The organism is Sphingobium sp. JAI105, from assembly GCF_015752145.1.
Taxonomy (GTDB): Bacteria; Pseudomonadota; Alphaproteobacteria; order Sphingomonadales; family Sphingomonadaceae; genus Sphingobium; species Sphingobium xenophagum.
This window is the reverse complement of record NZ_JADOUC010000001.1, coordinates 2,622,814-2,636,598: the sequence shown is the minus strand read 5'-3', so window position 1 is coordinate 2,636,598 and position 13,785 is coordinate 2,622,814. Positions and strand designations below refer to the sequence as shown.

The following is a 13,785-nucleotide window of genomic DNA, read 5'->3' as shown; positions in this document are numbered from 1 at the left end:
CCATGGATTTCATGAAATGGATCAACTCGCTCGACGAGCTTCTCTACGAAGTCATGAGCTGGCTGCTCTTCTTTCCGCTGACGCTATGGCGTTCGATCGTCCATCCCTTTGCGATGATGGACTATGCCGACGATCAGCTGGCTCTGCCCGACGACCAGCAATATGGCGCAGCGCTCAGCCCGCCGCTGTTCCTGGCGATTGCGCTGCTGATGGCCCATGTGGTTTCGCTGACGCTGGGGCAGGTCGATGCGATCGTTGCGGACCGGCACGGGCTGGGCGCGCTGGTCAATGACGATGCCAGCGCGCTGGTGCTGCGGCTGGTCGTCTTTGCGTCCTTTTCCCTGTTCACCGCCACAAGGATGGTGCGTCGGCGTGGCCTGCCGATCGACCGCAATACGCTAAGGGCACCTTTTTACGCGCAATGCTATCCCACCGGCGTATTCGCGCTGGGGCTGGGCACCGGCGTTGCCCTGGTCCGCACGGCATGGCCCGCCACCCATATAGGCGGCATCGGGCTGGTCGTCGCGAGCATCCTCTATTATGTCATCATCGAGACACGCTGGTTCGCCATGAAGCTGGGTACCGGCTATATCTCCGCGATCGGTGCGGTCGCCATTACCCTGTTTGAAGCATTTACCCTGTTCCTTATCGTCGGATTTCTGTTCACGCGCTAATGTTTGCATCTGCGCCCCTTCAGGAGGATTGGTCCATGCGTTTCCTGCCTGTGATAACCGTCCTGCTGGCGGCATCCGCGACCCCCGCCATCGCCCAGACGCCGCCCGATGTCGCCGACCTGGTCGGTGCCAGGGCAGCCGGGGGCGAAACCCAGCTGGAGGCGCGGGGCTATCGCTTCGTCACCACCAATGTGGTGCGGGACACGAAATGGTCCTTCTGGTGGAGCGAGCGGCAGCGGCAGTGCATTTCGGTGGCGACGGCCGAGGGCCGCTACAACGCGATCGGCACGGTTCCGGCGGCCAATTGCAACGCCGGCGGCGGCGCGACACCCCGGCCGACACAGCCCTTTGAGAGGATTTCGCTGGTCTGTATCGGCACGGGCAGTGGACCTGCGGCGCAAAGCACGTCGGGCTATCGCTACAATCGCAAGTCGCGCAAATTCGAGCCGGAATTTGGCACGACCATGGGCCGCGAAGCTTTCTCGTCCGATCTGGAGGTCGAGATTGCCGATGGCGTCGGCCGGGTGCATCCGTCCGGCAAGCTGGTGTCGCCGATCCATTCGGGCGGGAATGATGGCTGGTGGCCCATCGCCGACCTGCTGGTGACGCCGGACCGGATTACGGGCAGCTATCGCATGAACGGGCTGAACAAGCCGCGCATCGACTATGATCGCCGCACGCGCATCGTCCGTGTGCGCGCGGCGACCGAATTTACCGGGCGGTGCGAGGAGCAGTGATCACTCCGCCTTCAGCGCATCCATGATCTGGCGCACCGGGGCGATGTCATAGCCTGCCGCCGCCGCCTGCGCCGCCAGCACGTCGCCATTGTCGCCTGCCCGCGCGCGGGTGAGCGCCCAGAGCAACGTGCTGCGCGTGCCTGAGCGGCAATAGGCCAGCGTCTTGCCGGTGCCTGCCTGCTCCAGCGCGGCGGCCATGCCATCGAGCTGCCAGGGGGCAAAGCCGCCATGGGCGACCGGCACGGCGACATAAGCGATGCCCGCCGCCTTGGCCGCCGCTTCGATCTCCGCGCCGTTGACCTGACCCGGCTCCTCATTGTCGGGGCGGTTGTTGACGATCATCGTCACGCCCTGCGCTTTCGCCTCTGCCACCTGATCGATAGTGATCTGGGGGGAAACGAGGATATGGTCGGTCAGCTTGCGGAACATGGCGCGGTCTCCTTTTGCCGCAGCCATGCGCCGACGCAAAAAGGGATTCAAGAATAAACCCCAAAACCGTTCGGGCTGAGCGCGTCGAAGCCCTGCCTTGCCTGCGCGAAGAAAAACGGCCCTTCGACAGGCTCAGGGCGAACGGATGGGGGTATGGATTTTTATATGAAAGGCCGGATCGCGGCCAGGAAGGCGTCGCCCCAGGCATCGAGCTTCTTTTGCCCGACGCCGCTGATCATGCCGAGATCGCGCAGGCTGGTGGGGCGCTGTTCGGCCATTTCGCGCAGGGTCGAATCGTGGAAGATGACATAGGGCGGCACGCCCGCCTCCTGCGCCAGTTCGCGGCGGCAGGTGCGCAGCGCGTCGAACAGCGGATCGCCGACCGGATTGGCGTCCGCGCCGTTGCGGGCGTTGCGCTTGCGCCGTTCGCGCCTGGGGGGCACGAGGATACGCACCTCCTCCTCCCCGCGCAGGATGGGCCGGGCGTTGGGGCCGAGCATCAGGCCGCCATGTTCGGTCGTTTCCAGCGCGTCGCGCACCAGCAGCGCGCGCGACACCGGGCGCAATAACGCGGTCTCATCGCCCGACACGATGCCATAGACCGAAATCTTGTCATGGCCGCGTTCGCGCAATTTGTCGGTGACGCCGCCGGTCAGCACCGCCTCTATGTGGCCGGAGCCGAAGCTTTGCCCGGTGCGATAGACAGCGGAGAGATATTTGCGCGCGGTTTCGGTAGCGTCGACGCTGGCCGGAGGGGACAGGCAATTGTCGCAATTGCCGCAGGTCGCCGGCGGGTTTTCGCCGAAATGGCGCAACAGGATGGCGCGACGGCAAGTGGCGGTCTCCACCAGCGCGCCGAGTGCGGCAATGCGGGTGCGCTCGCCCTGCTGGCGGGACGGGTCGAGTTCCATGATGCGCTGACGGGCGCGGGCGAAATCTTCCGCACCCCAGAAAAGATGCGCGACCGCCGGTTCGCCGTCGCGCCCTGCACGGCCCGATTCCTGATAATAGCCCTCGATCGATTTGGGCAGTCCTGCGTGCGCCACAAAACGGACGTCGGGCTTGTCGATGCCCATGCCGAAGGCGACGGTGGCGACCATCACCATATCTTCGCTGGCGATGAAGGCGGCCTGGTTGCGGGCGCGGACGGCGGGGTCGAGCCCGGCATGATAGGCGCGCACGGGGCGGCCACCACGGCCCAGCGTCTCGGCCATTTTCTCGGTCGCGGCGCGGGTCTGGGCATAGACGATGCCGGGGCCGGGATGGGTCGCAACCAGATCAGCGAGCTGGCTCGACAGCCCGTCGCGCGGATGGACGGCGTAGCGGATATTGGGCCGGTCGAAGCCGGAGATGATGAGGCCATCGCGCGGGATGCCCAGCTGGACGAGAATATCATCACGGGTATGCGCGTCCGCCGTTGCAGTGAGCGCCAGGCGCGGGACGTCGGGAAATTCGTCGAGCAGCGGGCGCAACAGGCGATAGTCGGGGCGGAAATCATGGCCCCATTCGGACACGCAATGCGCCTCGTCGATCGCGAACAACGCGACCTTTGCCGAGCGCAGCAGCGAACGAAACCCCTCCTGACTGGCGCGTTCGGGGGCGACATAGAGCAGGTCGAGATCGCCATTGCGCAGGCGATCCTGCGTCTCCCGCCAGTCGGCGTCCACGCTGGTCAGGCTGGCGGCGCGCAGGCCAACCGCATTGGCTGCGCGCAACTGGTCGTGCATCAGCGCGATCAGCGGCGATACGACAACGCAGCAGCCATCAAGCGCGGCGGAGGGCAGTTGGTAGCAGAGCGACTTGCCCGCCCCGGTCGGCATGATCGCCAGCGTCGGCAACCCCGCCATGACCCGCCCGACCACCTGTTCCTGCACCCCGCGAAAGGCGGAAAAGCCGAATATATCGTGGAGAAGGGTGGGAATGTCGCGCCGCATCGCATGGCCTGTAGCGGCTGAGGCGCAGGGGGGCCAGTGGGTGTTGCGTTATGATGGGGGTGATGGGGGTGATGGGGGTGTTGGGCGAGGATGGGTGGGTGGCGGTATGAATTTCACCGTCACCCCAGCGAAGGCTGGGGTCTCAGGCGCAGATGCGCTACAGTTGGATATGGCGCGAGGCGGCTACACCTATGTCATGACCAATAAGCCAAGGGGCGTCCTCTATATTGGCGTCACAGCCGACATCGCTGCGCGCGCCCAACACCATCGAAACGGCACCGGCTCCGCCTTTTGCAAGAAATATGGGTTGACCCGCCTTGTTCTGGTCGAGCCACATGATGACATTAGGATCGCCATCGCCCGCGAAAAGGCGCTCAAAGCCTGGAAACGCGAATGGAAAATCCGCCTTGTGGAAGAAGCCAATCCAGATTGGCGGGATATGTCAGACGTTATCTTCTGACGCCTGAGACCCCAGCCTTCGCTGGGGTGACGATGAAGGAAATGGCCGATTCCAAGTCTTGGCGCAGTGTATTCCAGAGGCAATTTCTTGGTCGCTTCCAGTCATTCCCCCCTCCCCTTCAGGGGAGGGGCTTAAAGTCGCTTCTGATCACTGCCGGACTGTCAAAAAGCGCCCGCTTCAGTCCACCGGGTCGAGCAGGCAGCCCCAGCCGGGGCGGAAGCGGGCGGTCCGGGTGGCCATGAGGGGGACGCTGGCGTCCACCGCCTTGTCGTCCGGGCGGTCGGTCAGCCGGACCAGCGCCATGCCCGGTTCCTTGTCATCGGTGCAGCTGCCCATGGCGCGCCCTTCGACATAGCGGCAGGAACAGGTCAGCCGCGCGCCATAGGCGGCGCCCAGCCGGGCCTGATCGCGCAAGGCATTCCAGTGCCAGCCCAGCGTAACGAGCAGCGCCAGGCAGAGCGCAAGGGCAAGATAAATGATCGTCCGACGACCCGGCATATTCCCGACTCGGTTGGGGATGGCTAAGGCCGCGGCTTATGAAGAGGGAATGGAACAGCGTAAAGCGGCTTGGTCTGGGTGTCGCCGTGGCTGCGCTGGTCGGCGCGGGCGGGATGTGGAGCGTGCGCGCAGCCGATCCGCAACCGCTCTATCGCGTATCATCTGACGCCGTCGTGAGCGAAACCGCGCTGCGCGCCGCGATCGACCCGCTGTTCGATGAAGCCGATATGGGCGACACGCGCGCCTTGCTGGTGATGCGCGACGGGCAGGTCATCGCGGAACGTTATGCGCCCGGCTTTGGCCCGGACACGAAATTATTGTCCTGGTCGATCGCCAAGAGCGTCACGGCGGTACTGGTCGGGCTGATGGTGTCGGACGGGCGGCTGGCGCTGGACTCGCCGGTGCCGGTCGATGCGTGGCGCCAGCCGGGCGACCCGCGCGGGCGGATTACGCTGCGCCAGTTGCTGACGATGACGTCGGGGCTGGACCATGTGGAGGATGGCGACCCGCTGCCCGCTGGCGACACGGTGCGGATGCTGTTTACCGATGGCGCGCAGGACATGAGCGGCTTTGCCGAGGCCAAGCCGCTGGCCCATGCGCCCGGATCGACCTTTTCCTACTCGACCGGCAGCACCATGATCCTGACCGACCTGATGACGCGGATGCTGACCAATAGCGACGATCCCGATGCGCGGCGGCGGGCGATGCAGATGTTCATCGACGGAAGGCTGAAAGCGCCGGGACGTCTGCCCAGCCTGACCCCGGAATATGACGCGGCGGGCACGATGATCGGCGGCAGCATCGTGCATATGACCGCGCGCGATTATGGCCGCTTTGGCGAATTGCTGCGTCGCCGGGGCCGCAGCCCGACCGGCCACCAGATATTGCCGGAAAAATGGATCGACATCATGACCACGCCATCGGCCCGCAACCCGGCCTATGGCGCGCATCTGTGGCTGAACCGGGAAGGCAGCGAGAGCGCGCTGATGCCGGGGCAGGCGCCCGCCAGCCTGTTCGGCTGCGTCGGCCATAATGGGCAATATATCCTCGTTTCCCCGTCACAGCGGTTGACCGTCGTGCGGATCGGCATGTCGCCGCACAAGGAACAGCGGGTGGCGGTCAAGACGGCGCTGGCGCGGTTGATCGGGCTGTTTCCGGGCTAGAGCAGGAAGCGCCCCTCTATCACGGTGCGGCACCCGCCGGTCAGGATGACCCGGTCGCCCGCCAGCGTGCAGCCCAGCCGCCCGCCGCGCGTCGATGCCTGAACGGCGCTGATGTCGGTCTTGCCCAGCCGCGCCGCCCAATAGGGGGTGAGCAGGCCATGGGCCGATCCGGTGACGGGATCTTCATCCACGCCGCCGCCGGGCACGAAAACCCGGCTGATGATGTCGCTGTCATCGCCCGGCGCGGTCGCCATCAGCAGCAGGTCGCCCGCCGCGCGCAGCGCCGCGAAATCGGGCGTCAGCGCGCGGATCGCGGCGGCATCGCGATAGACGAAGAGCGCATAGCCGCCGTCGTGCCAGCGCGTTTCCAGCACATCGCCGCCCATGCCCGCCGCCAGGTCAGGTAAGGGCCTGACCTCCGTATCCCATGCGGGGAGCGACAGTGCATAGCCCGCCCCGGCCCGCGCGACCGTCAGCACGCCGGCATGGCGGGTGCGGAAACGGATGGCGTCCCGATCGCCGATCAGCACATGGCCGCTGGCCAGCGTGGCATGGCCGCACAGCTTGACCTCCACCGTCGGGGTGAACCAGCGCAGCGCATAATCCGCATCCGGATCGTCGGGGGCCGGAATCGTGAATGCGGTTTCGGACAGGTTGTTTTCCGCAGCGATCGCCTGAAGCGTCGCGTCGTCGAGCCACTGGTCGAGCGGCATGACGGCGGCCGGATTGCCGCTGAAGGGCGCGTCGGCAAAGGCGTCGACCTGGGTGAAGGGCAGGCTGGGCATGGCGGCTCCTCGTTGGACAGGGCGCCCTGATGCCGGGTGGGCCAGGGCGTGAACAGGGCCGCCCGCATGGCATTGGCCGCCTATCCCAGCACCACCAGCGCGCCGCACACCGCCAGCCCGACGACGATGTTGATCGGCACGCCGATCCGCACGAAATCGGCAAAGCGATAGTCGCCGGCGGCGTAGACCAGCGCGTTGGTCTGATAGCCGATCGGCGTTGCGAAGCAGGCCGATGCGCCGATCATCAGGGCGATGATCAGCGGACGCGGATCGACCCCCAATTGCTGCGCCAGCGCGATGGTGATCGGCGTCAGCAGCGCCGCCACCGCGTTGTTGCTGAGCAGTTCGGACAATATGAGCGCGAAGAAATAGATGACGAACACCAGGGACCAGACCGGCACGATTTTCAACAGCGGCGTGATCCAGCCGACCATCAGCGCCACGCTGCCCGCCTGTTCGAGCGCCAGGCCGACGGCCAGCATCGCGAAGATCAGGATGAGGACGTCGCCGTCAATCGCCGCCCAGGCTTCTTCAGGGTCGATGCAGCGGGTGACGAGGATGATGCCGACCGCAATGAAGGCGGCCATGCCGATGCCGATTATGTTGAGAGCTGACAGCAGCACGACCGCCGACATGGCGACGATGGCGATCCACGCCTTGTTACGGCGAAAGGCGCGGGTGCGGCTGATGTCGACGCCGATCAGATGGGGATTGTCCTTGAGCGATCGGATCGCATCGTCGCTGCCCGCGATCAGCAGCCGGTCCGCGCCGCGCACCCGCGCTTCCGCCAGCGCTGGACCGGGCAGATGGCGCGAACGGTGAATGCCGATGATGCGGACGCGCAGGGCGTGGAGGAAGGGAATGTCCAGCAGCCGTTCACCGATGGAGGGATGGCTGGGCGCGACCATCGCCTCTATCACCTTGCCTTCGCGCGCTGACGTGGCGGAATCGGCGGCAACACCCAGATCAAATCCGCCCGATTCACGCAGCGTCATGATGGCGGTGCCGTCCGCCCGCACGATCAGCCGATCGCCCGACCGCAACTCCTCGTCCAGAATCTCGCGCCGCCTGATCTCGCTCCCGCGCTTGAGGCCGAGCAGCACGACGGAGGGGCCGAACAGGCCCAGCGAGCCAATCTCGCGCCCGATCAACTCGCTATCGTGCGGCACCACCAGTTCGGTCAGATAATCCTGCACCGTGCCGCCCGTTTCCCCGCTGATGGAGGGCGGATCGCTGGGCAACAGGAAGGACAGGCACAAAAGGGCGACGATCCCCGCCGCCGCGCCTGCCAGCGCGTAGGGCGTGATTTCGAAAATGCCAAATGACGCCATGCCCTGATCAGCGGCGATGCCCGCGACGATCAGGTTGGTCGATGTACCGATCAGCGTCAGGCAGCCGCCCAGCACCGCGATCGTGTTCATGGGGATCAGCAGCTTCTTGACCGGATAGCCGGTCGCCTGCGCCAGTTTGAACATGATCGGGATCAGCAGCACGACCACGGGCGTATTGTTGAGGAAGGCCGACAGCACAGCCGCGCCAAGCGCCACTTCGGCAAGGGCCAGCCGGGGATGTATTTTCGCGCGCGCCATGATGAGGTCGGCCACGCGATTGATCACGCCGGTGCGAATCAGCGACCCGGACAGCACGAACATCGCCCCGACGGTTAGCGGTGCGCTGTTGGAAAAAACCGAAAAGAGCGATTTTTCGTTGAGCAGGCCCAACAGTGCGAATGCGCAGGCCCCCACGACCGCGATCACCGTGGGCGAATAGCGTTCGCGCACGAAGGACACGAACATCAGCGCCAGGATGAGCAGGCCGATTTCGGCGCGATACACGCCCATCAGCGCGATAATGAAATGCATTTGGCCCTACCCCCCGACGGCACAAGCGCCCCCGCTCGCACAACGAGGGAAACTGGACATCGTTGCACGCAAAGCTGGCGGACAGGTCCGCCGGGGGCAAGCGCGCATCCTATAATGATTGAACGAATTCACAACATCATAACCAATATCCATCAATGTTAGCGCAATCATTAGGGATCATCAGCCTTTCCAGGATGCATATGTCGTCATCTTCTTTCATGGAATCCGAGCGATTCCGGCTGCTGCAGGATCAGTGCGGTACCGCAATCATTGAATTTGCAATCGTTGCCGCGCCCTTTATCGCCCTGCTGTTGGCGGTCATGGAGACCACGCTCACCATGTTCACGCAGCAGGTTCTCGAAACCGCGGTCGAAAAAAATGGCCGGACCATTCGCGTGGGGCAGGTTCAGGCGGACGGGATCAGCCAGTCCGCGTTCAAGACCCAATTGTGCAAGACATTGCCCAAATATGTCGACTGCGCCGACGTGATGATCGACATACGCACGGCAAACAGCATGGCGGATGTCGACAGCAGCACGCTGGCATTGACATATGACGGTTCGAACAATGTCACCAACAGCTGGAAATATCTGACCGGCGGGCCCGGTGACATCGTCATCATGCGCCTGATGTATCAGATGCCCGCGATCGGCGGACCGCTGGGCTTCACGCTCGCCAACATGAAAAATGGCCGGCGCCTGCTTGTCGCGACATCAGTATTCAAGAATGAGTCCTACTGAAATGCGCCGCCTCTTCTCATGGTGGCGCCGGTACGCCAGCGACTGCCGGGCGATCGCGGTGACGGAGTTCGCCCTGCTCGCCCCGTTCATGATCCTGCTCTATCTTGGCTGCTTCCAGCTTGCCGACGCCATTTCCGCGTCGCGCAAGGTGACCGTGACGACACGCACCCTTGCCGATCTGACATCCCAATATCGTTCGGTCACGCAGGCAACCACCGACAGCATATTGCACGCCGCCAGCCAGGTCATGGCCCCCTACAACGCAAAGGCCGGCGTCTACACGATCACGCATTTGTCGACCAATCCGTCCGACAAGCCGCGCGTGGACTGGAGCCGCCGCTTTGACGGATCGACCGTGAGCGAGGGGTACAGGCGGAACGAGAAAATCGATCTGCCGGACAGCGTTTCCGAGGAAGGGTCCAGCGTGCTGATGGCCGAGATCACCTACGAATATCAGCCGGTCGTGGCGTCCGCCATGCTGGGAAAGATCACCATGACCGACACCATCTACATGCTGCCGCGCCGGTCCGACTCCATTCCGATGAATTGAGATGATGATGCGCCAATCCCCTGTGCTTTCGATGATCCGCATCGTCCGGCGCCTGCTAAGGCAGGAACGCGGCAATGTGATCATGATCTTCGCCTTTTCGCTCATCCCGCTGGTGTTTGGCGCTGGCATGGTCATCGACTATGCGCGGGCGGCGCGTTTGCAGACCAAGATGAACGCGATCACCGACGCGACGGCCCTCTACGCCGTCAGCGCGCCGATGCTCAAGAATGACCTGGATGAAACAAAAAAGCGCGCCAATGCCTTTTTCGACGATCAGGTCGTGGGATTGAACGGGCTGATCTATGGCAAGGACGTCAAGATTAACATCACTGAATCGCTGTCTCCCACCCTGCAACGCAATGTGACGGTGAGCTATGCCGCAGCGTCAAACAATATTTTCGGGGCGATCCTGTCCAGCGCCAGCATAGCGATTGGCGGTTCTGCCAGCGCCAAGAGCGTTACCGCGCCCAATATCGATTTTTACATGGTGCTCGACACGTCGCCGTCCATGGCCCTGCCGGCGACAAAGGCCGGGCTGACGGCGTTGACCGCTGCGACCGGCGGCTGCGCCTTTGCCTGCCATCAAACCAACACATCATCGACCAATCCGGGCAATACCCGCATGGTGAACGGTCAATATGTCGATTATTATTATGTCGCCAAGACCGATCTCAAACTGGCTTTGCGAAGCGACCTGGTGACGTCGGCTGTCGAGGACCTGGTGGATGTGGCCAAGGAAACGGCCCAAGCCAACGGCGCGACCTACCGCATGGCGCTGGGGCATTTCGACTGGACCTATCATTCCATAGAGGACAAGCCGGTCGATCTGGATACCGCCAAAGGGCTGGTATCCCAGGCGCAACTGCTGACCGTTTGCCAGAATAACCAGCGTGTGTGCGGCATCTACGACAGCGACATGCTGACCAACTTCACCACGAGCCTGACCAGCATCAATGCGATCATGCCTGTGCCCGGAGCGGGGACCAAGAAGGGCAGCGATTCGCCCCACGGCGTCATGTTCCTGATCACCGACGGGATGCGGGACGAAAATGCGGGCGGTCGCCAGCTGGGACCGATGCCGACCGCCATGTGCGATACGATCAAGGCCAAGGGAATCCGGATTGCGGTGCTCTACACGGAATATCTGTGGGAATCGGCGTCCGATGGCTGGTCGATCAGCAATGTACGCACGCCATTTCTCAATCCGCCGGAAAAGATCAGTCCGCCACTGGAAAGCTGCGCATCGCCGGGGCTCTATTACAAGGTGACGACCGACAGCGATATGTCGGCTGCGTTGGCCAGCCTGTTCCAGAAAGCCGTGCAGGCCGCACATCTGACCAAATAGCGAATGCATGAAAAGGGCCAGCCATGGTTGCATGGCTGGCCCGTATCGCGGCGGTATGGGGACATTTTGTCGTCATGTCCGCGCCATGCGCGGTGACGTTCCCCAGGCTTACGCTCTGCCGCTGGCCCTGTGGCGGGCTTGGGTCAGAGCCTATCCTAAATTTGCCGAGTCGTCTCGCCTTTTCGGCGCAGGATCGCTTCGCTTTGGCGCGTCAGTCGGTTTCAGGACGTTCGCCGCATTGGGCGCGGTGGAGCAATTTCTGGTCGGCCAGCACCAGCGCCATCATCGCTTCGACCACGGGCACGCCACGAATGCCGACGCAGGGGTCATGCCGCCCCTTCGTGATGATGTCCGACGCAGCACCGTCGCGCGTGACCGTTTCGACCGGAATCAGGATGGAACTGGTGGGCTTGAACGCCACGCGCAGCTTGATCGGCTGACCGGTCGAGATGCCGCCCGCAATGCCGCCTGCATGATTGGCGAGGAATATGGGCCCATCTTCGCCCGGCCGCATCGGATCGGCATTTTGTTCGCCGCGCAGGCTGGCGGCGGCAAAACCATCGCCAATCTCGACGCCCTTGACCGCATTGATGCTCATCATCGCGCTCGCCAGTTCGCTGTCGAGCTTGGCGTAAAGCGGCGCGCCCCAGCCGGCCGGGACGCCAGAGGCGACGCATTCGACCACGGCGCCCAGCGAGGAGCCATCAAGGCGCGCCGCATCGACCAGCTTTTCCCACCGCGCAGCGGCCTCCGCATCCGGGCAGAAGAAGGGGTTTTGCCCGATCAGCGCCGGATCGAAATGCGCATAGTCTATGGCGTCGCCACCAATGGCGCTGACATAGGCGAAAATATCGACTTCGGGGATGACCGCGCGCGCCACCGCGCCCGCCGCCACCCGGCTTGCGGTTTCCCGCGCCGACGAACGCCCGCCGCCGCGATAGTCGCGGAATCCATATTTGGCGTCATAGGCATAGTCGGCATGGCCGGGACGATAGGCCTTGGCGACGTCCGAATAATCTTTCGATCGCTGGTCGGTATTTTCGATCATCAGGCTGATCGGCGTGCCGGTCGTCCGCCCTTCAAACACGCCCGACAGGATGCGGACCTCGTCCGCCTCGCGCCGCTGGGTGGTGAATTTGGACGTGCCGGGCTTGCGCAGGTCGAGCCAGGGCTGGATGTCGGCCTCGCTCAGGTCCAGCCCCGGAGGACAGCCATCGACGACCGCGCCGATGGCAGGACCATGGCTCTCGCCCCAGGTGGTGAAGCGGAATACGCGACCGAAACTGTTGAAACTCATATTCCCCTCTCCCCTTGGGGGAGAGGGAGGGGCCCGCCCGGCGCAGCCGGGTGGGAGGGTGAGGGGTTTTGGTGCGCCGTCATCAATATTGTCTCCAACACCCCATCGATATTGCTCATTACATCGGCATTGGCGAAACGGACGATGCGGATGCCTTCTCGTGCCAGTCTTTCCGACCGATGCCGGTCCGCTGCTTCCCTAACGGCATGGTCATCGCCGTCAACTTCGATGACTAGGCGGCGATCGACGCAATAGAAATCAGCGATATAATCGATCAGCCAAACCTGTCGCCTGAACTTCAAGCCTGCAAGCTGGCGACCGCGCAAACTGGCCCAGAGTCGCCGTTCCGGTTCGGTCGGGTCGCGTCGCATGGCGCGAACCCGATTCAGGGAGTCTGGCGTTGCAGGATCAGGTCGTCTCATTCCCCTCACCCTCCCACCGCTTCGCGGCGGGCCCCTCCCTCTCCCCTGAAGGGAGAGGGTCAGTAATTACCTGTCCAGTGCGATGTCCGGGGCGTCCTCCGCCTTCATACCGATGACGTTATAGCCGGCATCGACATGGTGGATTTCGCCGGTCACGCCACTGGCCAGATCCGACAACAGATAGAGGCCCGCGCCGCCGACATCCTCGATCGTCACGTTGCGACGCAGGGGCGAATTCAGTTCGTTCCACTTCAGAATGTAGCGGAAGTCGCCGATGCCGCTGGCGGCCAGCGTCTTGATGGGACCAGCCGAGATGGCGTTGACGCGGATATTTTCCGGCCCCAGGTCCATCGCCAGATATTTGACCGACGTTTCCAGCGCGGCCTTCGCCACGCCCATCACGTTATAATGGGGGATGACCTTTTCCGCGCCATAATAGCTCAAGGTCAGGATGCTGCCGCCATTGGGCATCAGTGCGCGGGCACGGCGGGTGACTGCCACAAAACTGTAAGCAGACACGTTCATGGTCAGCAGGAAATTGTCCAGGCTGGTGTCGACATAGAGGCCGCGCAGCTCATTCTTGTCGGAAAAGCCGATCGCATGCACCACGAAGTCCAGCCCGCCCCAGCGTGTCTCTATTTCCGCAAAGGCGGCGTCCAGCTTGTCCATGTCCGTGACGTCGCAGTCGATCAGAAAATCTGATCCGACCTGTTCCGCCAGGGGCCGCACCCGCTTGGCCAGCGCGTCGCCCTGATAGGAGAAAGCCAGTTCCGCACCCTGTTCATGCAACGCTTTCGCGATGCCCCAGGCCAGCGACTTGTCATTGGCCAGGCCCATGATGAGGCCACGCTTTCCTGCCATCAAGCCGTTCATATCGTTGTTCCATTCC

General features: G+C 63.5%; 15 protein-coding genes. 7 read left to right on the top strand and 8 right to left on the bottom strand.

All coding sequences use genetic code 11. From position 1 onward, the window contains the following. The first annotated feature begins 2 nt into the window (after positions 1–2). Together IWY39_RS12625 and IWY39_RS12620 are read left to right on the top strand one after the other, a co-directional pair. On the top strand, positions 3–674 hold the full coding sequence (locus IWY39_RS12625) for a hypothetical protein (RefSeq protein ID WP_107123403.1): 672 nt from the start codon (positions 3–5) through the stop codon (positions 672–674). A gap of 35 nt (positions 675–709) precedes the next feature. Then, positions 710–1,411 carry a hypothetical protein gene (locus IWY39_RS12620; RefSeq protein WP_229380553.1) on the top strand — a complete coding sequence of 234 codons (702 nt, stop codon included), beginning with the start codon at positions 710–712 and terminating at the stop codon, positions 1,409–1,411. Here IWY39_RS12620 and IWY39_RS12615 read toward each other — a convergent pair whose 3' ends face one another. After that, the gene (locus IWY39_RS12615) at positions 1,412–1,840 is read right to left on the bottom strand and encodes a TIGR01244 family sulfur transferase (RefSeq protein ID WP_017183772.1); all 429 of its coding nucleotides are present in this window, start codon (positions 1,838–1,840) and stop codon (positions 1,412–1,414) included. 161 nt (positions 1,841–2,001) lie between these two features. After that, on the bottom strand, positions 2,002–3,774 hold the full coding sequence (recQ, locus tag IWY39_RS12610) for a DNA helicase RecQ (RefSeq protein WP_107123405.1): 1,773 nt from the start codon (positions 3,772–3,774) through the stop codon (positions 2,002–2,004). A 106-nt stretch (positions 3,775–3,880) separates the two neighbouring features. On the opposite strand from recQ, the gene IWY39_RS12605 reads away from it, so the two are divergent. Next, positions 3,881–4,234 carry a GIY-YIG nuclease family protein gene (locus IWY39_RS12605; RefSeq protein ID WP_107123406.1) on the top strand — a complete coding sequence of 118 codons (354 nt, stop codon included), beginning with the start codon at positions 3,881–3,883 and terminating at the stop codon, positions 4,232–4,234. Between the two features lie 177 nt (positions 4,235–4,411). Here the strand turns inward: IWY39_RS12605 and IWY39_RS12600 are convergent, their stop codons facing one another. Continuing rightward, the gene (locus IWY39_RS12600) at positions 4,412–4,732 is read right to left on the bottom strand and encodes a hypothetical protein (RefSeq protein ID WP_107123408.1); all 321 of its coding nucleotides are present in this window, start codon (positions 4,730–4,732) and stop codon (positions 4,412–4,414) included. 38 nt (positions 4,733–4,770) lie between these two features. On the opposite strand from IWY39_RS12600, the gene IWY39_RS12595 reads away from it, so the two are divergent. After that, on the top strand, positions 4,771–5,895 hold the full coding sequence (locus tag IWY39_RS12595) for a serine hydrolase domain-containing protein (protein WP_107123409.1): 1,125 nt from the start codon (positions 4,771–4,773) through the stop codon (positions 5,893–5,895). Here IWY39_RS12595 and IWY39_RS12590 read toward each other — a convergent pair. After that, complete coding sequence (locus tag IWY39_RS12590) at positions 5,892–6,680, bottom strand: PhzF family phenazine biosynthesis protein (protein ID WP_107123410.1); 789 nt, start codon at positions 6,678–6,680, stop codon at positions 5,892–5,894. The genes IWY39_RS12595 and IWY39_RS12590 overlap by 4 nt on opposite strands. 80 nt (positions 6,681–6,760) lie before the next feature. Next, on the bottom strand, positions 6,761–8,542 hold the full coding sequence (locus IWY39_RS12585; protein WP_107123411.1) for an SLC13 family permease: 1,782 nt from the start codon (positions 8,540–8,542) through the stop codon (positions 6,761–6,763). 218 nt (positions 8,543–8,760) lie between these two features. Here IWY39_RS12585 and IWY39_RS12580 point away from each other — a divergent pair, with 218 nt between their 5' ends. From IWY39_RS12580 to IWY39_RS12570, 3 genes are read left to right on the top strand one after another with little or no spacing between them, the layout of a single operon-like run. Then, positions 8,761–9,282, top strand: coding sequence for a TadE/TadG family type IV pilus assembly protein (locus tag IWY39_RS12580; RefSeq protein WP_107123412.1), 522 nt, complete (start codon positions 8,761–8,763; stop codon positions 9,280–9,282). A gap of 1 nt (position 9,283) precedes the next feature. Continuing rightward, the gene (locus IWY39_RS12575) at positions 9,284–9,832 is read left to right on the top strand and encodes a TadE/TadG family type IV pilus assembly protein (RefSeq protein ID WP_107123413.1); all 549 of its coding nucleotides are present in this window, start codon (positions 9,284–9,286) and stop codon (positions 9,830–9,832) included. 31 nt (positions 9,833–9,863) lie between these two features. After that, complete coding sequence (locus tag IWY39_RS12570; protein ID WP_231377522.1) at positions 9,864–11,177, top strand: TadE/TadG family type IV pilus assembly protein; 1,314 nt, start codon at positions 9,864–9,866, stop codon at positions 11,175–11,177. Positions 11,178–11,388: 211 nt separating this feature from the next. On the opposite strand, the gene aroC is transcribed toward IWY39_RS12570, so the two are convergent. The 3 genes from aroC to fabI form a co-directional block, all read right to left on the bottom strand. Next, positions 11,389–12,474, bottom strand: a complete 1,086-nt coding sequence (gene aroC, locus IWY39_RS12565; RefSeq protein WP_107123414.1) for a chorismate synthase — start codon at positions 12,472–12,474, stop codon at positions 11,389–11,391. Continuing rightward, the gene (locus IWY39_RS12560; protein WP_261375971.1) at positions 12,471–12,896 is read right to left on the bottom strand and encodes an endonuclease domain-containing protein; all 426 of its coding nucleotides are present in this window, start codon (positions 12,894–12,896) and stop codon (positions 12,471–12,473) included. Before IWY39_RS12560 ends, aroC begins: the two co-directional genes overlap by 4 nt. Positions 12,897–12,962: 66 nt before the next feature. Beyond that, on the bottom strand, positions 12,963–13,769 hold the full coding sequence (fabI, locus tag IWY39_RS12555; RefSeq protein WP_017183545.1) for an enoyl-ACP reductase FabI: 807 nt from the start codon (positions 13,767–13,769) through the stop codon (positions 12,963–12,965). Positions 13,770–13,785 lie beyond the last annotated feature (16 nt).